The 16,229-nt window shown below is 54.0% G+C and carries 28 protein-coding genes; 5 read left to right on the top strand and 23 right to left on the bottom strand.

What is annotated here, in order from left to right; genetic code table 11:
* Positions 1 to 7: 7 nt before the first annotated feature.
* The 7 genes from NQL71_RS35235 to NQL71_RS35205 all read right to left on the bottom strand — a co-directional run bounded on the left by NQL71_RS35235 (position 8) and on the right by NQL71_RS35205 (position 3,318).
* The gene (locus tag NQL71_RS35235) at positions 8 to 574 is read right to left on the bottom strand and encodes a hypothetical protein (RefSeq protein ID WP_274644236.1); all 567 of its coding nucleotides are present in this window, start codon (positions 572 to 574) and stop codon (positions 8 to 10) included.
* 28 nt (positions 575 to 602) lie between these two features.
* Positions 603 to 851, bottom strand: coding sequence for a hypothetical protein (locus NQL71_RS35230; RefSeq protein WP_274644235.1), 249 nt, complete (start codon positions 849 to 851; stop codon positions 603 to 605).
* Position 852: 1 nt separating this feature from the next.
* A complete protein-coding gene (locus NQL71_RS35225; protein ID WP_274644234.1) occupies positions 853 to 1,137 on the bottom strand; it encodes a hypothetical protein in 285 nt (94 codons plus the stop codon).
* A 26-nt stretch (positions 1,138 to 1,163) separates the two neighbouring features.
* Positions 1,164 to 1,895 (bottom strand): DUF262 domain-containing protein, encoded by a 732-nt coding sequence (locus tag NQL71_RS35220; protein WP_274644233.1) that lies wholly within the window; start codon positions 1,893 to 1,895, stop codon positions 1,164 to 1,166.
* An 80-nt stretch (positions 1,896 to 1,975) separates the two neighbouring features.
* On the bottom strand, positions 1,976 to 2,284 hold the full coding sequence (locus NQL71_RS35215; RefSeq protein WP_274644232.1) for a hypothetical protein: 309 nt from the start codon (positions 2,282 to 2,284) through the stop codon (positions 1,976 to 1,978).
* Positions 2,281 to 2,712, bottom strand: coding sequence for a hypothetical protein (locus NQL71_RS35210; protein ID WP_274644231.1), 432 nt, complete (start codon positions 2,710 to 2,712; stop codon positions 2,281 to 2,283). The genes NQL71_RS35215 and NQL71_RS35210 overlap by 4 nt, the downstream gene beginning before the upstream one ends.
* A gap of 60 nt (positions 2,713 to 2,772) precedes the next feature.
* A complete protein-coding gene (locus tag NQL71_RS35205) occupies positions 2,773 to 3,318 on the bottom strand; it encodes a phiTE_072 family protein (RefSeq protein WP_274644230.1) in 546 nt (181 codons plus the stop codon).
* Between the two features lie 266 nt (positions 3,319 to 3,584).
* On the opposite strand from NQL71_RS35205, the gene NQL71_RS35200 reads away from it, so the two are divergent.
* Positions 3,585 to 3,833 (top strand): type II toxin-antitoxin system prevent-host-death family antitoxin, encoded by a 249-nt coding sequence (locus NQL71_RS35200; RefSeq protein WP_274644229.1) that lies wholly within the window; start codon positions 3,585 to 3,587, stop codon positions 3,831 to 3,833.
* A 95-nt stretch (positions 3,834 to 3,928) separates the two neighbouring features.
* On the opposite strand, the gene NQL71_RS35195 is transcribed toward NQL71_RS35200, so the two are convergent.
* Entirely contained in the window at positions 3,929 to 4,486 is a 558-nt protein-coding gene (locus NQL71_RS35195; protein ID WP_274644228.1) for a hypothetical protein, read from the bottom strand.
* A 61-nt stretch (positions 4,487 to 4,547) separates the two neighbouring features.
* Positions 4,548 to 5,339 carry a DsbC family protein gene (locus tag NQL71_RS35190; protein ID WP_274644227.1) on the bottom strand — a complete coding sequence of 264 codons (792 nt, stop codon included), beginning with the start codon at positions 5,337 to 5,339 and terminating at the stop codon, positions 4,548 to 4,550.
* A 95-nt stretch (positions 5,340 to 5,434) separates the two neighbouring features.
* Here NQL71_RS35190 and NQL71_RS35185 point away from each other — a divergent pair, with 95 nt between their 5' ends.
* Together NQL71_RS35185 and NQL71_RS35180 are read left to right on the top strand one after the other, a co-directional pair.
* A complete protein-coding gene (locus tag NQL71_RS35185; RefSeq protein ID WP_274644226.1) occupies positions 5,435 to 5,833 on the top strand; it encodes a hypothetical protein in 399 nt (132 codons plus the stop codon).
* Entirely contained in the window at positions 5,826 to 6,206 is a 381-nt protein-coding gene (locus tag NQL71_RS35180; RefSeq protein ID WP_274644225.1) for a hypothetical protein, read from the top strand. The genes NQL71_RS35185 and NQL71_RS35180 overlap by 8 nt, the downstream gene beginning before the upstream one ends.
* A 52-nt stretch (positions 6,207 to 6,258) precedes the next feature.
* On the opposite strand, the gene NQL71_RS35175 is transcribed toward NQL71_RS35180, so the two are convergent.
* Positions 6,259 to 7,110 (bottom strand): hypothetical protein, encoded by an 852-nt coding sequence (locus tag NQL71_RS35175; RefSeq protein ID WP_274644224.1) that lies wholly within the window; start codon positions 7,108 to 7,110, stop codon positions 6,259 to 6,261.
* Between the two features lie 214 nt (positions 7,111 to 7,324).
* The gene (locus tag NQL71_RS35170; RefSeq protein WP_274644223.1) at positions 7,325 to 8,179 is read right to left on the bottom strand and encodes a hypothetical protein; all 855 of its coding nucleotides are present in this window, start codon (positions 8,177 to 8,179) and stop codon (positions 7,325 to 7,327) included.
* 228 nt (positions 8,180 to 8,407) lie between these two features.
* On the opposite strand from NQL71_RS35170, the gene NQL71_RS35165 reads away from it, so the two are divergent.
* Positions 8,408 to 8,743 carry a hypothetical protein gene (locus tag NQL71_RS35165; RefSeq protein WP_274644222.1) on the top strand — a complete coding sequence of 112 codons (336 nt, stop codon included), beginning with the start codon at positions 8,408 to 8,410 and terminating at the stop codon, positions 8,741 to 8,743.
* A 185-nt stretch (positions 8,744 to 8,928) separates the two neighbouring features.
* On the opposite strand, the gene NQL71_RS35160 is transcribed toward NQL71_RS35165, so the two are convergent.
* Complete coding sequence (locus tag NQL71_RS35160) at positions 8,929 to 9,423, bottom strand: hypothetical protein (protein WP_274644221.1); 495 nt, start codon at positions 9,421 to 9,423, stop codon at positions 8,929 to 8,931.
* 178 nt (positions 9,424 to 9,601) lie between these two features.
* Positions 9,602 to 9,772, bottom strand: coding sequence for a hypothetical protein (locus NQL71_RS35155; protein ID WP_274644220.1), 171 nt, complete (start codon positions 9,770 to 9,772; stop codon positions 9,602 to 9,604).
* Between NQL71_RS35155 and NQL71_RS35150 the strand changes: the two genes are divergently transcribed.
* On the top strand, positions 9,771 to 10,061 hold the full coding sequence (locus NQL71_RS35150; RefSeq protein ID WP_274644219.1) for a hypothetical protein: 291 nt from the start codon (positions 9,771 to 9,773) through the stop codon (positions 10,059 to 10,061). The two genes, NQL71_RS35155 and NQL71_RS35150, sit on opposite strands and share 2 nt — an antisense overlap.
* Positions 10,062 to 10,172: 111 nt before the next feature.
* Here the strand turns inward: NQL71_RS35150 and NQL71_RS35145 are convergent, their stop codons facing one another.
* The 10 genes from NQL71_RS35145 to NQL71_RS35100 all read right to left on the bottom strand — a co-directional run bounded on the left by NQL71_RS35145 (position 10,173) and on the right by NQL71_RS35100 (position 16,149).
* Positions 10,173 to 10,682 carry a hypothetical protein gene (locus NQL71_RS35145; RefSeq protein WP_274644218.1) on the bottom strand — a complete coding sequence of 170 codons (510 nt, stop codon included), beginning with the start codon at positions 10,680 to 10,682 and terminating at the stop codon, positions 10,173 to 10,175.
* Positions 10,683 to 10,705: 23 nt separating this feature from the next.
* Positions 10,706 to 11,371 (bottom strand): hypothetical protein, encoded by a 666-nt coding sequence (locus NQL71_RS35140; protein ID WP_274644217.1) that lies wholly within the window; start codon positions 11,369 to 11,371, stop codon positions 10,706 to 10,708.
* Between the two features lie 57 nt (positions 11,372 to 11,428).
* On the bottom strand, positions 11,429 to 11,620 hold the full coding sequence (locus NQL71_RS35135; protein WP_274644216.1) for a hypothetical protein: 192 nt from the start codon (positions 11,618 to 11,620) through the stop codon (positions 11,429 to 11,431).
* A gap of 276 nt (positions 11,621 to 11,896) precedes the next feature.
* Entirely contained in the window at positions 11,897 to 12,409 is a 513-nt protein-coding gene (locus NQL71_RS35130; protein WP_274644215.1) for a hypothetical protein, read from the bottom strand.
* On the bottom strand, positions 12,396 to 12,857 hold the full coding sequence (locus NQL71_RS35125) for a hypothetical protein (RefSeq protein ID WP_274644214.1): 462 nt from the start codon (positions 12,855 to 12,857) through the stop codon (positions 12,396 to 12,398). Before NQL71_RS35125 ends, NQL71_RS35130 begins: the two co-directional genes overlap by 14 nt.
* A 142-nt stretch (positions 12,858 to 12,999) precedes the next feature.
* The gene (locus NQL71_RS35120; RefSeq protein ID WP_274644213.1) at positions 13,000 to 13,371 is read right to left on the bottom strand and encodes a hypothetical protein; all 372 of its coding nucleotides are present in this window, start codon (positions 13,369 to 13,371) and stop codon (positions 13,000 to 13,002) included.
* A gap of 133 nt (positions 13,372 to 13,504) precedes the next feature.
* Positions 13,505 to 13,840, bottom strand: a complete 336-nt coding sequence (locus NQL71_RS35115) for a hypothetical protein (protein WP_274644212.1) — start codon at positions 13,838 to 13,840, stop codon at positions 13,505 to 13,507.
* Positions 13,841 to 13,859: 19 nt separating this feature from the next.
* The gene (locus NQL71_RS35110; protein WP_274644211.1) at positions 13,860 to 14,174 is read right to left on the bottom strand and encodes a hypothetical protein; all 315 of its coding nucleotides are present in this window, start codon (positions 14,172 to 14,174) and stop codon (positions 13,860 to 13,862) included.
* A gap of 173 nt (positions 14,175 to 14,347) precedes the next feature.
* A complete protein-coding gene (locus NQL71_RS35105) occupies positions 14,348 to 15,265 on the bottom strand; it encodes a hypothetical protein (protein WP_274644210.1) in 918 nt (305 codons plus the stop codon).
* Positions 15,266 to 15,333: 68 nt separating this feature from the next.
* Positions 15,334 to 16,149, bottom strand: a complete 816-nt coding sequence (locus NQL71_RS35100; RefSeq protein ID WP_274644209.1) for a hypothetical protein — start codon at positions 16,147 to 16,149, stop codon at positions 15,334 to 15,336.
* Positions 16,150 to 16,229: the final 80 nt, after the last annotated feature.

Genomic DNA, 16,229 nt, shown 5'->3' with positions numbered 1-16,229 from the left:
ACAGGCCTTACGATTGGCTCGCCGGCTGCTCTTGCTGCTTTTGTTTCTCTTCGAATTCACGTACCCGCTCCTGGTAATAGGCCCAGGCAGCCTTGAACTGCTCTCGTTTCCAATTCCGGATGAGCTTTCTTCGGCTCCGGATGGTGTTGTCCTCAATGATCAAGGCTGGGCCAACCATCCGTTGGATACGGCGGATCACCGCTGACTTGCAACCCGAACTGTTCTTGTAAACGCCGCAGAAATCGCCTTGAAGCTCTTCTTCCTCGACATGAAGCTCGTACTTATAGACGATCCTTACCCGCTCACCTTCTCGGGTAAGTCTGTCTTTGAGCCAGGCGTTTACCCGACCCTGGAACTTCATTGCCAGATCATAGGGGGACGGATAAGAAGCGTACGTCCCCCCATCGCGGAACGTCCCAAAAAGCTCAACGCAGGCTTCAATTTTCAGTACGGCTGTCGCACCACGAAAATGCTTGCGCTGGTCTTTGTTGATGCAAATGTGGTTCCGCTGATCTCGATACATCAGCGGCACATGTTCGCCCTGCATTTCGCAGTAGGTTCCCCTGCTTCCCATTGCTACTCCCTACACGTTTTGACGAGGATCAAGCTTTCGCCTTGCCAGCAGGCTCGGTGAGGATACCGCTGTCCTCTTTTACAATTTTGGCGATTTTGTCGATGGTCTTGTCCATGTGCTTGTTGACCTCGAAGCAATACGCCGAGAATGTCATCGACTTGCCCCTAGGGCTTGTGTACTCCATGAACAATCCGCTTCGCTTGTGCCATTTGCTCAACCATTCCTGGTGTGCGTGCATCAAGCGAGTGATCTTCTTGCGTGCTTTATCGCTAACCATCCTATGCCACCTGCCGAGGGACAGTGGCCTTGATGTTCATCCGGGCGTACACCACCGGGGTGCCTGGGCCTTCGGCATTGATCACCGTCGAATTGACGTAAGTCTTGCGGTACGGGGAATACACCGGCTGCTCGCGCAGGAAGCCGCGTTTGACGTCTTTGGCCTGGAAGAACGGGTATTCCCTGACGAAATCACCGGCGAACTGATCGCAGTCGGTGCCTTCACGCCAGGCGAATCGCGTGGAATCAGTGAATTTCCAGGTATGCAGGGATTTGATGGTTGGCATCGAACAGCTCCATTTTATTCTTGAATTTAAGCGGCTGCCCAGGCCATCGCCCGGTCAAAGTCAGTTTCGCTCATCGGCACACCGGTTCGGCAGATCCTCAGGAAGGCGTGCTTGGCTTCCTCTGGGGTCGCATCGACAATCACGGTCAAAGTGACACGGGCGTTGCCGAAAGCCTCGGAGGCCCGGCCAAAAAGATCGGCCATCTCTTCGACACCTTCTCTTTCCTGAGCATCCATCTCCCGCAGCAGCTTCATGGCCCGCTGATAAATCTCCGTAGAGACGCTGCTCATGACCGTCCAGGCCGGCAGGCACATCGTCTTTTTTGCGACCTTATGACTGACAAACTTCATGGACTGCGAAGCCAGATCCAGCACCAGGCACTGATTGCCTAGAAACATATGTTCCGAGGGAGAGTAGTCCAGCGCTGGCGCCGGCCCTTCCAGCATCAGCCAGGCCAAGGTAGCCAGACGGTGCTGACCATCGAGCAACAGCGCCACCGTTTTCCATTTCTCGCCATCGTTGGACAGAGAAATTGGCCCCAACCGGGTTTTGGCGATCTTGGACAGATCTGCCTTGTCTTCTGGCTGCCACATCAGCATGCCGCCCACCGGGAAGCCTGACAGAATCGAATCGCACAAGGCCTCAACGTCGCTCCTGTCCCACTGATAGGGGCGCTGCATCGCTGCAGGCATCATCCGGCCTGATTTGACGTCAGCCAGCAGAGAGGGCAAGAAAGTTGTGCTCAGTACGGTTCGCATTCGAATTCCTTTGGCTGCTTAGCGGCAGATAACCTCTCTGACTGTGAGAATAATAAACCCCTAGCGTTATACCTGCAAGCCTATTTTTTCACTTTCTCTTTGCACAAGGCCCGCGCATTCTCCTCGAACCGCTTTTCGTTGCTCCGGTGCATCGCCATCGACATCAGCACATAGCTGACAAAGGACGCCAGGACGTTGAGGGCGAAGATCGCATCAATCATGCCGTAATGCTGACAGGTACCCGAAGGCGTGCCCATGCTCCAAGAGAACGCCGGAGCTAGCTTGAAGATCACCAGATACACCGTCAGAAACAGGCTGGACATGAAGACCATGCCGGCGACTATGTGCAGCCGATGATAGCCTTCGCTCGACAGCTCAAGGCGGCTCATTGGGAGATTCCTTTGGCAGCGAGGTCGATCACACAGCTGGCCGCCAGCATCTGATCACCCAGCTCCGTGCAATTTCCATTCACTTTCATGGTGTAGGCGGAGTCGAGGTTGAGTTCAACCGTCGAGCGGGCTGTGTCGATTACCAGAGCTTCGATGTCCGCTCGCTTCTGGTCACACAGGCATAGCGCGATGTGGTTCTCGCTGCACCAATCAATCGCTTCCTTGATCTGCGCCGGCGCGTTTTTCAGCTTGCTGATGTGGTCGAAGGCGACAATGACCGTGTCATTGGGGGGCTGGCGCCAGGTCTTGGCGCTTAACACGTCAACCGACAGAGGATCGACCAGGAACACGTTTCCTATGGCTTTGATTGTCTGGAGCAAGTGCGTTTTGCCGGCGCCAGCGCCACCGGTAATCATGATGATGTGCATCAAGGTTTTCCTGTAGGCGGCACCATTGTGCGGCTGCCGCGAATTATCGTTGAACGTGGTTTATGCCGCCTGAGCGCCCTGCTCTGTCGGCGTGTTCGTCATCTGACGCAAGGCCTGCTGCACAACTTCAACCATCTCGATGAAGTGCAGATACTGTTCGGTGGTCTTGGACTTCAGACAGTGCGGCCAGTCAGGCCCGAACACCGCAGATAGAAGCGAGCCGTCGTGATGGGGGTCACGCATGCCGCCAGGAATCTTGGAAAGCAGTTCCTGGTATGCCTCTAGATCGATTTCCTTATCGCGGCGGCGCTCTTTGAGGTAGCGCTTGGCTTCCCGCTCGGTGGCTTTGAAGTCGTATTCACTAGAGGCTGGGGCCCCGAGGTTGCCGCCCAGGTAGGTGGAATCGCAGCCGATGAAAAACGGCACAATGGTCGACCCCATGCTGCCCCAGTAGCCATTCCAGGTCTTGCCGTCATGAGTGATGGAGATCTTGCCGGCGTGGTGCGCGGTGTCCTCCAACATCACAGTGATGGTGCTGAAACCGTACTTTTTACCCTTGGCTTCGGTGATGACAATCTGGGTTACAACCTTCGTCGCAATTTGCATGAAATGTTCCAGTCCGTTGCATCCATGACCAGCACCAGCTGTCGGTAGCCTGGGCCGAAAGCACTGAACCAGAGCCTTGTTGGCGGTGTCAGTGAAGTTCTCGAATTATACCGACCAAACAATGGTTGTCAATTGCCACTACAGGCGAACTAGGGCAGTCCTGCAAGCAGGAAGCAAGTCGACTTCTCCGCGAAGCGGCTACGGCACCGCCGCCTACCGTGATAGTCTTATAGTTGACCCGACCAACATCACGAGAATGTTTGCCCATGCGAATTGAGACAGTCAGTTTTTTGAAAAAACACGCATCCAAGCTGCCCCTGGATGAGCCGTTGGTGATTACGCAAAATGGCATTCCTGCCTATGTGGTCGAGTCCTACGCGGATCGCAAGCGCCGCGAAGAGACAATCGCCCTGGTGAAAATACTAGCGTCCAGTTCAGGCCAGTACGCTCAAGGCAAACATTGCTCGACGGATGAACTCAAGAGTCGGTTAAGCCGACATTACGCTCACAGATAAGGGTTCCGCCGACTCCGGTTGATGCCAGAAACGCAAAAGCCCCGGCGAGTGATCGTCGGGGCTTTTTTCATAAATTAGGCATCGTTCGGTAAACCCTAGCGACCGTACACCACGCGCCGGTGATCCCCTCGGCGCCGAAACTCCACAACTACGCTTTTTTCCTTCATTTCCACATTGGTAATCTGCCAGTTGAAGTACAACTGGATGCTGAGATCATGCACTTCCGCAGCAGTAAATCCGAAGTCCGGGTAACGCTGTTGAATTTCGAGCCTTTCTGCTTCGTACAGCTTCGCGGCCTCAGTGCTCATCGACTCATCTTTCCAGTTGCCTGATGCCCGCCAGTAGCTTCGTTTTCGATCTTTAACAGACCAAAGAACATCATTCTCCACGGCAAAACTATCTATGTCTGCGCCGGACATCACCCTGTCAGCTATTGCCTCCAGGTGCTTTCCAGAAGCCTCTGGATACCGCTTGTTAACAGCTTTGCGCACCTTTTTTGCCTTGTCCTTATCCATTCGCTCACCGATGTGAACAACGGCCATAGACACGGCAAAAAACATCACAATGCCGATAAAGACCTTGGGGAAGAAAATTGCGCAGGCCAATAATGCGAAAAGTACAGCGCCGGCAGACATTATAAAGTCGAGCAACATTGGAAACCCTCAAGCGAGCGGCAAACGGCTGCAGGCCCTAAATCCTGCAGCCTCGAGGTGATTACTGTGCTTTGCCAGCCAGCGCTTTTGGAACCAAACGATCCGGTGGGCTGTAGCCACCCATCATCTCACCGCTCTCCAGGTAAATGGTCGGCGTACCGCGCACACCCAGCAACTTGCCGAGTTCATACTGCGCCGCCACTTGGTTATCGCATGTCAGTTTCGCAATTGGGGTCTCGCCAGTGGCATCATCCATAGCCTTGCGGGCATCTGGCGCACACCAGACGCTGACCATCTTCTGGTAGGTCTCGCTCTCCAGCCCCATACGCGGGAACGCCAGGTATCGGACTTCAATGCCCTGAGCGTTCAGCGCCGGCACGTCGTCGTGCAGTTTCGCGCAATACGGGCAATCAACATCCGTGAATACCGTGATGGTGGCTTTGCGGTTGGCAGCCGGGTAGATCACCATGTCCGACTCTTTCAGGCCTTTCAGCTTTTGCACTGCAACCTTCTTCTGGGCCTCATCGGTGACGTTGACGATGGCGCCGTCGACATTCTTGAAGAGGTTTCCTGCGAAGATATAAGCCCCATCCTCGGTGGCATACAGCGGGCGACCGCTGGCCAGTTCTACGGAGTACAGGCCGGCAATATCCGACTTCTGGATCGACGTGACACTCACGTCATTCTGAAGGATCTTCAGCGTGGCCATGATCTTGTCGTCATGGCGCGATTCGACCTTTTGTGGGGCAGCAGGGGCCTTCAAGACGTTACTGTTGCTTACATACCAAGCCGCAGACACGCCAAGAAGGACGACTACCGTCGAAACCAGCGTGGATCTTTTAAGTGTTGCCATTAAATTCTCCGAATAAACTGAGCGGGTTCTGTTTTGAAGCTGATATTGCGTATATATTGACAAGGATAACAAAAACACATTCATTCCGGTGATTCATGTATCCGCTGCGTAAAGCACTTCTGCTGTCTGTTTTCGCTCTTCTGGCCGCTTGCTCCCAACCAAAAATCGATGCCAGTTCTGATGAGGCCCTGACGGCATCACTGAACACGCTCTACGAGACCCTGCCGCCGAATGAGAGCGAAAAGCTCCGCCAAGACATCGACCGGCTCAATGAACACTTCCAGCAGCGGGTGTACAAAGGCGAATCGCTCGAGGATTCAAAGGCCGCGTTTTACCAATTGCTCAATGGCAAGACGCCAAGCGATGTGGCTGACGAGGTCAGTAAGCTGCTCCCCAGCCCATTCACAGCGCAAGGCTGGCCAATTCGAGGAACACACTTTGGCGAAACGAGAAATAATCAGCATCCAGTCCGCCTGGTGGGTGTGGTTGGTTGAAGGCAAAGCAATCAGGGTAGCCACGGAGGAAGAAGCTGCAAAGCTTCTCCGCGACCATGGTGCTGAGTACACCGGCCTGAAGGACTCACACAGGGAACTGGCCAACGCCGTCCGCGAGGTGCTGTGGAACGAGCCTCTCCCCGAGGGGCAGACCTTTCATAAGACCATTTTCGATCCCTTGAAGATGCTCTTGTACAAAGGCCAGGCTCGAAAAATCCTGCCAAGGATGTCACCGTCTCGGTTAAAGCGTGTTCCGCCTGAATGGGCCGACCTGTACAGGGCTGCAGACGCCGATAGCGACGTTTTGTCGATCAAGTCGGGGATTCCCCTGGTCAAGCAGCTTGAAGCCCGTTGGCCGAGCCAGGACGCTTAAGCACACACAAAGAAAAGGCGCCACCAGGGCGCCTTTTTCAATTGTGCTGAGGTTACATGCTTGGGCCGTCGTCAAGGTCAACCTGACGAGCCGGCTTCTTGGCCGGAAGTTCGATCTCGTTCAACTCAGCCAGCACACGAGCAGCTGTTGGGTATCCTGCTGCCGCCACCTTCGCAACCAGTGACTTGGCGTGGGAAGCGTGGTTTTGGCCGACCTCGTCATACACCTCGCGAAACACACCGGCAACATACGGGAGAGCCCTCAATTCATCCGCAGTCAGTGGTTTATAGGCCCAATTCCCGACAGTGAATTCCTTGCCAGAAAACAGAAATTCAGAGCGCCGTGGATGATCCCCATAACCAGCCCAAAACATGGCGCCTAGCGAGGCCTGTTCCCGCCCCAATGTTTCGTCATCGTTTGTGGATTTCACAGCATGCGACAACGCTAGTAATGCCAGAAATGGCACAGCCTGAGGTGACTGAATAGCACCAATAAAGCATTCCGCAAATTGCTTTTTGGAAACCTCTTTGAACGCCGTTTCGGAGTTCATGACTGCCTTAACGTCATAAGGGGCCGTAGATCCCCCTGTATGGTTGAGGATCGCCTCGCGCATTTCATCAAGCTGCTCGAATTTTAACTCGCCTTTGAAAACGACCTCTGCCGTATCGCCCCTATTCTTGTTGAACGGCACATCGTAAAACCGCTGTGTACCGTCGGCCCGGAACGCGACTGGCTCGACAGGGTACCGATTGAAAAACCCGTCAAGTTCGTGAAATCTGAAAGGAGAAGCCAGATCCTTTTTACGATAAACGCCAAATACAGGGTCGCCGAAAACGTCCGGATGATCACGGGTAACGTCCAGGTTTCCATACATCGTGGTCAGAGTGTTTGTTGGCGTTGTCATTTACAGCTCCAAAAATTCAGTTTCTTCATCCAGTGTAAAGTCAGCTGCTGACAAGATACAACTCGAAAAACCACAAGTACATCATCAATATGCCATCATCAAATGTCTGTCTTTCGGCGGAACCGAAATGGCCAGAATCGCCAACTTCGCCCAGCATGATTACGATCAGGAACAAAAAAGCGCCACCGGGGCGCCTTTTTCATTAGTAGTGAGGTTACATGCTCGGCCCATCGTCCAGATCGACCCGGCGAGCCGGCTTCTTGGTCGGAAATTCAAGGCCGTTCAACTCAGCGATGCTTGCAGCTGCTGTTGGGTATCCCGCTGCCGCCACCTTCGCGACCAGCGATTTAGCGTGCGCAGCATGCGCTGCGTGGTTTTGTCCCATCTCGTCGTACACCTCCCGATACAGGCCGGCGACATACGGGAGAGCTTTCAGTTCATCGGGCGTCAATGGACTAGATGCCCAAGTACCGGTGGTGAATTCCTTCCCCGAGAGGAGAAAGTGTCTGCCCCTATTATGATTCACAAGATCCCACAACATATCTGCCAGAAATCCTTGCTCCATGCTCAATACCGACGACCTCGACTCCCCGGCCTTTACGGCGTGAGACAATGCATGTATCGCAAGAAATGGGACGGCCTGTGGAGTCTGAATTGCTTTTAAAAAGCTCTCCGAGAATTCCTTTTTGGAAACCTCGCTGAAAGCCGTTTCCGATTTCATGATTGCCGCAATGCCGGCTGGAGCCGCAGAACCAGTAGCATGGTTGAGGATGCCGTCATGCATTTCGACAAGCTGATGTCTGTGAATGGTGCCCTTGAAGATCAGTTCCGGATCAGCATTTGCGCGAGGATTGTGGGGGACATCCTTGTAAGTCCCGGTTATCACAAACCGTTCACGCGGATAGCGGTCGAAATAGCCGTCCAGATCCATCAATTTGAATGGAGTTTCTAATTGTTGGCGGCGATAAACACCAAAAACAGGGTCACCAAAGACGTCCGGGTGATCACGGGTTACGTCCAGACCTTCATAAACCTGAGCCGTATTGTTCGTTGGTGTTGGCGTTGTCATTTGCAGCTCCAATAATTCCGTTTCTTCAATCAGTCTATAGGCACCCGATGGCAACATTCAATCACAAATACATGCAACATTTGCCATCATTAATTTTGTCTCGCGGTGCAACCGAATTTGGCCAGTTTTTGGTTTCTGAAACTATCCCGATGTGCTTTACTGACCTGAAGTATTGGCAATATTTGCGAATAACTGCCGCGACCTTTTTCCCCCGAATTGGAACCCCTCATGCACAAAGTAGAACCGTTCCGCATTGAAACCACCCGTGAGCGTCTGACTGCCGCGTTAGCTCTGGCCAACACTTCGCTGCTGAGCAAGCCAGATGTCGCAAGTAAGGCTGTGATAGAGCGCCAGAGCATCGACATCATCTTGCACGCTGATGAACTGAAGGCGATCTACTACACCTTGCGCCTGCGTGGGATTCAAGAAGCCGAGTTCGCCCAGCATATTGGTGAGCTGACGGTGGATGACATCTTGGTTGCTGTTGAAAATTCGCCGACCAACGAAGACGACGTCATCGTCTACACCATCGCTGATGTAGAGGCAGATTTGCCTCCAGCTTGAGTGCGAGCACGAGCAAAAAAAGGCGCCCCCATGGCGCCTTTTCTTTTTCTGATCGGGATCCTCTCGAGCCAGCGACCTGGCTCGTGCCGGCTCTGCTGTATGCCTACAGGCGTACAGAAAGCCAGATTTTGTAAGCCTATAGGCTTACAAGTGTTCGACCGCAATGGCTCCAAGGTCGACGGTGCTCATGCGCTTTCGGATTCCATGAATGTGGCATATGCGAAGCCACTGTCCAGGAACATCTGCTTGAGCTCTTCAGGATCGGTGATCGAGTAAATGGCGAAGCAGGCCTCCATCTCCTCGTCGCACTCCAGGCCTTTCGGGAAGAAGCCTTTGACTGCGTTGTGGAGGTGCGTCGACTCGACATGCCCGTACTTGTCGTAGAAGTCCTTCAGCACCAGGTAGACCTGAAGCTGGTCGTCACAGTCATGGCTGCTGTCGATGGAAAAGTAGAAGTCCGAAGGCTTCAGCGCCGACTTCTGACGCGTTTCGAAGTAGGTTGGATCAGTGATGACCTCCCCTTCCTCTTCGTCGACGAACACCGTACCGACAACGGGGTGCGCGAACACGCGGATCTCGACATCAAAGCCGTTCAAGTATTTCGCCGTGCGCTTCCATTCTTTGGCCTTGGTGTCCGGATAGGCTTCGACCAGGAGTTCTTTGCAGTCTGCGGTGCTCATTGGCCACCTCGAATAAGAAGGATGTATTCAATTTGGTTGAATTGTAGAAATTCAACCAAATTGATTGTCGTTTTTGCCGCGTGAATTTTCGCCACGTCAAGGCTTTTCGATGATGAAGTAAAGCTCGATGGCCTGCGGTAGCCGTTACGATTTTTCCAGAAAACGCGTGAAATAGGCTTCACACAACGTCGATGGAGTAGATCGTCGCACCCGGATTCTCATCCAGGAACTTTTTGCGCACGCTTTCCATGTCATCACCTGTGATTTCGGTCTTGTCACAGGTGTGCACCTCAGCATCCCAGGCGGAGCCGTGCATGTGGTACCAGATTTCGAATGTGTCTCGCTTCATGACAATTTCCTCGCAATGTTGTGTTGGGGTGGCGCCAGACTACCTGGGCCGCGCCGGTGGTGAAACTTATGACGCAGCTGTTGGTACCTCGGCGCCGCTTCGAGTAACATCAAAGTACGGCATCAAGACCGGCCACGTGCTGGCCTTGATGGGCTACTGCGGCACCAGGTTCTATCTGGTGATTTCCAAGGGCTGCTGCATTGCCAGAGTGCTGGATCGAGTGGAGCTCCTCTTTCCAGACGACGATGCAAACGTTTGGAGCCAGGCGACAATGATAAACCCACCGTAAATCATGGTGGGTTTATCATTTCCTGCGCCTGGAAACGACGATTCTCTCCTTACCACGCCCTCCCCAGGCACTCAAAAGTGCAAGCACCGCCTGCACAACTCGTATGGCGCCTTAACCTTGAGCTTGAACAGCCTTTGGCATTGGCGGGATGTTCAGCATCTTCGGTGGTGGAAGATCCTTCAGGGGCACTGTTTCGGGTTTGGCTGGCGGTGTACGTTCCCGGCCCACAATCTTGATCTTGCTGGCCTCAAACACGCAGAACCACTCCTCGTCTTCAAGCTTGATGCGCAAACCGTCGTAACCTGTCGACTTCCACTTGCACAGGTGCCGCCAAATGGTCTCCCCACGCGCTGTTCGCAGGTAGTACAAAAACTTCTTGGGTGCGATGGTCTTGAGCTTGAGGCCGCCGAGGTCAGCGGCAACAACCGATGGTGTGTTCGGAGCACGGCCCGCTTCGTAGCCGTTGCTCGCCCAGCGCCAGGCACCGGCAACCACATCAGTGAAGAAGAAACCCATCTGCGTCGTCGGGTTGTCGCAGCTCACACCGAGCATTTTGCTGTCAAACCGGTCAAATTCGAAGTTCGTCCCGTGGTACGCAATCAGGCTGGAAGTCATTTCCATGTAATCCTCACGGTTAACAAGGCTCAACCCAGGATTTTTGCCCTGGCTTTCTCAAATGCGCCGAAGGCATCATCGAGGCATTCTGGAGCATTACCGATGGCCATCAGCAGCATGTCGACGCCAGCGTCCAAATGCATCTTTGCCTTATCGCTGGCGTCTTTCGCCATTTCGCGACTTTCCATGTCGCCATGCGACTCATAAATCCGGAGAAGGCGCCCCTCTTCTTCCAAAAACGTCTGCGCCTGGTGGCGATGGTACGCCGCAGCAACCCGTAGACCCTTTGAAGCCTCGGCGGCTGGTGAAGGCTGCTTTCTCGAATTCTCCTGGTCATCACGGTATTGCAGATCAGCTACCAGCGTGACGTAAAGGCCAATGGCTGCGGCCATAGCTACCTCGCCCTTCTCAACGGATGAATTAGGGCCACCCGCCTCATAGAAGACCTTCCGGTAACGTGACGCTGCCGCCTGCAAAGCCGGCCCTCGCAAGATTGAGTCTTTCAACCATGGATCAGCCATCTCGGCAAGCTTGATCGCCTGCTGGGTGCTTTCATAATTCCCCACCAACACGACAGGGGGTCTATCTTTTGCGAACTGACCTTGCGAGGTTTTAAGGTCGTTCAGGAGCTTGTGGATTTCATCCTTCGATATCGGGGGAAGCCTTGGCAAGCTCTCTGGCTTTTCGTCGGTCATCGTAGTTCCTTCACAGATTGGTATGGTTACCGCGAGCCATTATCACGGTCTGGGTGCTTATTCGGTCATTTCCTTGACCCAGTTCTCGGCGATTTTCCGACCTGTCTGCTCGGCATGCCCCAGGCACCGCTCTCGGATCAGGTCGGACATAGGGACTTGCAAGGAAACCTGACCTCTACACTGCTTTTCCATCATTTCTGGAAACTTTTCCCAGGTGAACGCGGAACCACGGTTTTTTGGATTGCACATGGAAGCCATCCAATTACCGACAGTGGCGTGGCAGACCAGCGAAATTTCCATTTGTTTCTTAGCACTGAGCATTTGTGCCACTCCGACGGCGGGGATCTTCCCATGGCTCAGGGCCTTCCCCGACCCAGACGTATGAACGCGTTACATGATCATGCAGGTATCCACAACGGAGAGCCGCCGCGTGCACCCGATCAACGCGGTCTTTCATTGACGGCGTTGGCTTGCTTATTTCTTTGCGGCACTCCGCCCTGACCCAGTCTGGCAGTCCCATCAGACCTACTCCACCGCCACCGGCTTCAACACGCCGGCCAACACAGCCAGACCAAGCTCAGTGAAGACGACGTCGAAGTACTTTTCATTTGGCGCCAAACTGGCCGGCATCTCAGCGATGAGTCCCTTGTCACGGCAGGCAACCGCCGCTCGGAATTCTGAGCGCCCGCACTCACTTGATTCAGTGGTTGTCAGATCCGAGTCAAAACCCTTCAGGAAGACCCGCTGCGGCTCGGTGAGCTTGCCCAGGATTTTTGTAGCCTGCAGGTCGATCAGGAAGCGTTCCACCTGCTCAGCGGGGATCTCAGCCTTGGCCCAGGTCGCAAATGACGTACGAGTCATGTTGCCATGCTGCTCATTGGGGGAACCAGCTTGGCCGCTCAAGACGCGATAGCGCAGGCAATCGGTGTCGGTGACAGCGTCGTACAGCTTGTACTGGGCGCCTTCATCCAGCACCTCGCGAACGCCGAGCTTTCCATCGCTGTAGAAGCCACCTTTTTTGATTTCAGATTTTTTCATGAGGATTCAGTCCAAATGGTTGAACGGCGCCGAATACCGGCAAGCGACTTACATCGACAGGAGCCTCAAAACGGTCAACCAAATCTGGCAGTTGAACGAGATTAAAGCCATCAACCAAGGCCTCAAGCACTTGGCCGATCTGCACGCCGGCGTCGCCCAGCATGCCCAGGCCTTCCTCCGAATCGATGGACACAGGAGGTTCGTGATACAGCACCCCAGAGGTGCTGGAGGTATGGTCGCTGCCACTCTGGAACACCGAGAACTCCACCATGCGATCAGCGCTGACCGTCAGCACCGCGAGATCCTGAGGCCCGATATTGACCTCATCGACTACGTGCTCGTTGAAATAGGGCATTTCGCACGCTTGCATACGCTTGCGAAGGGTTGTATCGGCGCCGGCGATGACTTCGAAGCCAGCGTCGATCAGCATCTGGGTTGTGACACTCATCTGAGGTGATCCCTGTCAGTTCTATGGGTTAGATAGTATCACTCTAGAGATTAATTACAAGCGTTAAAACGAAGAAACCCCGAATTAACGGGGTTTTATCTCTGGGCCAAATAGCGGCTGGTAGGTCTCAGTCGTACAGCGGTTACCGGGCGACGAGCGTGCCCGCACCTGATTCAGCGGCGCCTTGCTCAGCCAGTTCGGAGCAATACAGCGAAAACCGGCGATGGTAATCGGTATGGCCTGCGGCGCTGCGCTCAACTCGCACCAACGACTCCAGGGTCACGGTCGAATTGCCGGCCTCATGGATCTTTTCGACCAGCGTATTGCACATACGAACCACGTAATGTGGCGCCTTGTAGACAGGATCATGGCGCAAGTCGTCGGCCTTGATGCCGCGAAGAGACGACTCAATGATCGTTGCATAGGGCTCATAGGCCCCGGCAGGTGTTTTGGCTGGCTCCACCGGTACGGTTCCCCAGTAAAACAGGTCTTTCAATCGATTCAACAAACTCATGACGACTACCTTTCTGTGATGGCTGGCATTGTAATGGCATGGTGGATTTCAATCCAGCCATATGGAGGCACGCCAGACGATAAGGCTAGAGAGAAGTCGCCACTCCAGCGCGAAGCGTCTGGCTACGCTGTCATCAACCCGGCAGAGGCGACAGGCGATGCCACAAGGTGCCAACAGGGGCGTCGGTGACGTAGCGGGTGCCGCCGTAGATCAAGCGATCATCCTTGGCGTACTCGACGGTGTACACGCCAGTGCGCGGCGGAGTATCGCCAAACTTTTCCGCGACCGCATAGAGACCGGGCTCGGTTGGCGCTTCTGGTGTCCAGGTGAACTTCCGGGCTGCCATGTCCCAGCCTTGGCGCACACCTTGCTCGACCGCAGAGTTATCGACCGAGTCCAGGGGGCCTGTATCCAGGATTAGTACGCAGTCGCCAGCTTCGGAGATTTCTTTCTCAGTTGGCTTGAGCATCACAATTTACCCTTATTGTTTAGAGGTGGTTTTCGCCGGCGTCCGGCGCTGTAGCGCTTTCGGGTGCAGCCTCGAATACGCAATTTTCGACAATGATGCCTTCACTCGAGGCACGAATGATGTCCGGGAAATCGAGCAATTTGATCTCAATGTCCGCTGCCACAACACTTTCCAGAGTCGGGAAGTAGGTGCACTCGAAAATCACGAAACTTCCACCATCAACCACGTCAACATGGTTACGCTCAAGGTCGACCAGACACGTGTAGCCTGGGCCTGGATTTTCGGTTCGGCGAGTAGAGCCATTCCAGTCGACGAAAAATCCCTTGATCTCCATACCGTAGCCTCTTGCGTTGAATGATGGCGGCGCCCTACTGCGAGGGTAAGCCCGATGAACAGATTATGTATTACTCTAGAGATTACCGCAAGGCCACCATCGCACAAATTTTCTGCCGGGTTCGAAACAGAAAAAGCCTGGGAATCCCAGGCCTTTCGAGTGTTGCGGAAGCCTTATGGCGCCGGAGAATCGTCTTCTGGTATCTGCACCGGTTGCTTCGCCACCTGGTTACGCGTCACCAGAAGAATAATGAGGTGGCTATCCACAGCCACCTCCTCATACTGAGGAAGGCTGTCACACACTTCATACGCAAGCTCTTCGACCTTGCTTTTGGCATGACGGCTTCCGGAGTTGAGCTCGGGGAGCAAAATATCGATGGCTTTGACGCTTGGGTGGGATTTGATTTTCTCCCATACCGCCATCTCATGTTCACACCGATAGGTCATCTCCAGATGCCAGGAGAGCTCCTCCGTCGTCTTCGCGCCGATGTGTTCAGCAAAGGTCACGAAATCTGGATCACCCTTCTCTGCCAGTTCTTCGACCAGACGGTACAGACTGATAGCTGACATAGCTCCAGCGACGGAGGTCTCATGGCCGGGGAATTGACTTCGTACGAATGGGCCAACCGATGCCCAAAGCGGCGACTCCAAGGTGTATTTTACATTGGCATCCCTGGCATCACGCTCCGCCTTAATCTCCAAATCCGTTTTTCGATACTCGGTCAGCATTTTTTCCGGCCAAATCTGCCCGATCTTTTTTGCTTGCGCAGACAAGATTTCATTAAATCGATTAATTTCAGCGTCTCCGAACTTAGCTAGCAATTTTTCCGGCCAAGGCATCATAGGAGGGCGCTCAAACAAGGTCGCATTAACCGGGTTCAAGGACAGTTGAATTTCGGCACCCCAAACGCGATCACTGAAACGATGGACAGCGTTCGCGTTGAGTTCCCCAGTGATGGCATCTAAGAGTGAGCTGTCACCTACTGTGCCCAGGTACTGTAGGTTCTCCTTGATTCGCTCCGGCGCAAAACCAAACTGCTCTTTGCAAGCTTCTTGCAGAACGACAAACAGCGCTTCAATGCGACGGCTCATAAAGAAATCCTTGGAAAAATGGAGCTCTGCTCGAGCTATTCGGTGAAAAGGTGAATCGCTTGGAAGCCCTACGGCTCCATGGACGGCTCGTCCGCCTTTTGTGATGGCGCCGAAGCGCGTGCTGATTCAGCTTTCCGGGCCGATCTGTCACGCATCACCAGGACGATGAGAAGACTTTCAGTGGTTGGTGACAGATGATGCTGAGGCAGCAACGGGAACATCTCGGTTGAAAGGCGACCGGCTTCTTTGTCAGCCGCTTTATCGCCGGCCAGCACCTGGTCGATCAGGTTTTCGATAGCCTGAATGTTCGGGTGATCCTTCACTAAATCCCAGACTTCCAGCTCCGCCTCTCGATGGTGGGCCTTAAGAAGATATGAAGACAGCTCGTGGAGATCCTGAGTCCCCATTTTTTCGGCAAAAGCAGCCAACTCAAGGTCGCCTTTTGCTGAAAGCTCTACAACGAGATCGTAGGCACCCACCCTTGGCACTGGGGCGGAGCCGTTGTAGGTCGGATGATCACGGAACATGGCGTGAATGTCAGCGCTGTAGCTGGCCCATAACGGAGACGCCAACGCAAAACGCAACTTCTCATCCCAAGCCTCCTGCTCCGCCTGAAGCTGCTCATCGGATTTGCAGTAGGCCTGCAACAGGCTTTCTGGCCAATCTGGCTCATCCTCACCTTCACGCTGAAAGAGAGTGGCTGTCGGCGGGTTCAGTGACAAATGGATCTCAGAATGCGACATGTGATCGCGAAACCGATGACTGGCGCCAGTCAGTGGCCCCATGTACTGGAGATTGTCCGAGATGCGCTCCGGGGCAAAACCAAACTGCGCTTTACAGGCTTCTTGCAGTATGACGAACAACGCGTCGGTGCGACGGCTCATAACGAATTCCTTGGAATTTTGGTGCATGCTTCCAGCCTGACTAATCAGCCAGGCGTGGGTCAATGCTCAGCGGTAAGGGC

Source organism: Pseudomonas serbica (assembly GCF_028823535.1).
Lineage (GTDB): Bacteria > Pseudomonadota > Gammaproteobacteria > Pseudomonadales > Pseudomonadaceae > Aquipseudomonas > Aquipseudomonas serbica.
Note: the sequence above shows the minus strand (reverse complement) of the source record. Positions and strands in the feature narration are given on the sequence as shown.

Excerpts from the sequence above, each read along its gene's own strand:
- NQL71_RS35235 (WP_274644236.1), bottom strand. The coding sequence starts at position 574 with ATGGGAAGCAGGGGAACCTACTGCGAAATGCAGGGCGAACATGTGCCG.
- NQL71_RS35230 (WP_274644235.1), bottom strand. The coding sequence starts at position 851 with ATGGTTAGCGATAAAGCACGCAAGAAGATCACTCGCTTGATGCACGCA.
- NQL71_RS35225 (WP_274644234.1), bottom strand. The coding sequence starts at position 1,137 with ATGCCAACCATCAAATCCCTGCATACCTGGAAATTCACTGATTCCACG.
- NQL71_RS35220 (WP_274644233.1), bottom strand. The coding sequence starts at position 1,895 with ATGCGAACCGTACTGAGCACAACTTTCTTGCCCTCTCTGCTGGCTGAC.
- NQL71_RS35215 (WP_274644232.1), bottom strand. The coding sequence starts at position 2,284 with ATGAGCCGCCTTGAGCTGTCGAGCGAAGGCTATCATCGGCTGCACATA.
- NQL71_RS35210 (WP_274644231.1), bottom strand. The coding sequence starts at position 2,712 with ATGCACATCATCATGATTACCGGTGGCGCTGGCGCCGGCAAAACGCAC.
- NQL71_RS35205 (WP_274644230.1), bottom strand. The coding sequence starts at position 3,318 with ATGCAAATTGCGACGAAGGTTGTAACCCAGATTGTCATCACCGAAGCC.
- NQL71_RS35200 (WP_274644229.1), top strand. The coding sequence starts at position 3,585 with ATGCGAATTGAGACAGTCAGTTTTTTGAAAAAACACGCATCCAAGCTG.
- NQL71_RS35195 (WP_274644228.1), bottom strand. The coding sequence starts at position 4,486 with ATGTTGCTCGACTTTATAATGTCTGCCGGCGCTGTACTTTTCGCATTA.
- NQL71_RS35190 (WP_274644227.1), bottom strand. The coding sequence starts at position 5,339 with ATGGCAACACTTAAAAGATCCACGCTGGTTTCGACGGTAGTCGTCCTT.
- NQL71_RS35185 (WP_274644226.1), top strand. The coding sequence starts at position 5,435 with ATGTATCCGCTGCGTAAAGCACTTCTGCTGTCTGTTTTCGCTCTTCTG.
- NQL71_RS35175 (WP_274644224.1), bottom strand. The coding sequence starts at position 7,110 with ATGACAACGCCAACAAACACTCTGACCACGATGTATGGAAACCTGGAC.
- NQL71_RS35170 (WP_274644223.1), bottom strand. The coding sequence starts at position 8,179 with ATGACAACGCCAACACCAACGAACAATACGGCTCAGGTTTATGAAGGT.
- NQL71_RS35165 (WP_274644222.1), top strand. The coding sequence starts at position 8,408 with ATGCACAAAGTAGAACCGTTCCGCATTGAAACCACCCGTGAGCGTCTG.
- NQL71_RS35160 (WP_274644221.1), bottom strand. The coding sequence starts at position 9,423 with ATGAGCACCGCAGACTGCAAAGAACTCCTGGTCGAAGCCTATCCGGAC.
- NQL71_RS35150 (WP_274644219.1), top strand. The coding sequence starts at position 9,771 with ATGACAATTTCCTCGCAATGTTGTGTTGGGGTGGCGCCAGACTACCTG.
- NQL71_RS35155 (WP_274644220.1), bottom strand. The coding sequence starts at position 9,772 with ATGAAGCGAGACACATTCGAAATCTGGTACCACATGCACGGCTCCGCC.
- NQL71_RS35145 (WP_274644218.1), bottom strand. The coding sequence starts at position 10,682 with ATGGAAATGACTTCCAGCCTGATTGCGTACCACGGGACGAACTTCGAA.
- NQL71_RS35140 (WP_274644217.1), bottom strand. The coding sequence starts at position 11,371 with ATGACCGACGAAAAGCCAGAGAGCTTGCCAAGGCTTCCCCCGATATCG.
- NQL71_RS35135 (WP_274644216.1), bottom strand. The coding sequence starts at position 11,620 with ATGTGCAATCCAAAAAACCGTGGTTCCGCGTTCACCTGGGAAAAGTTT.
- NQL71_RS35130 (WP_274644215.1), bottom strand. The coding sequence starts at position 12,409 with ATGAAAAAATCTGAAATCAAAAAAGGTGGCTTCTACAGCGATGGAAAG.
- NQL71_RS35125 (WP_274644214.1), bottom strand. The coding sequence starts at position 12,857 with ATGAGTGTCACAACCCAGATGCTGATCGACGCTGGCTTCGAAGTCATC.
- NQL71_RS35120 (WP_274644213.1), bottom strand. The coding sequence starts at position 13,371 with ATGAGTTTGTTGAATCGATTGAAAGACCTGTTTTACTGGGGAACCGTA.
- NQL71_RS35115 (WP_274644212.1), bottom strand. The coding sequence starts at position 13,840 with ATGCTCAAGCCAACTGAGAAAGAAATCTCCGAAGCTGGCGACTGCGTA.
- NQL71_RS35110 (WP_274644211.1), bottom strand. The coding sequence starts at position 14,174 with ATGGAGATCAAGGGATTTTTCGTCGACTGGAATGGCTCTACTCGCCGA.
- NQL71_RS35105 (WP_274644210.1), bottom strand. The coding sequence starts at position 15,265 with ATGAGCCGTCGCATTGAAGCGCTGTTTGTCGTTCTGCAAGAAGCTTGC.
- NQL71_RS35100 (WP_274644209.1), bottom strand. The coding sequence starts at position 16,149 with ATGAGCCGTCGCACCGACGCGTTGTTCGTCATACTGCAAGAAGCCTGT.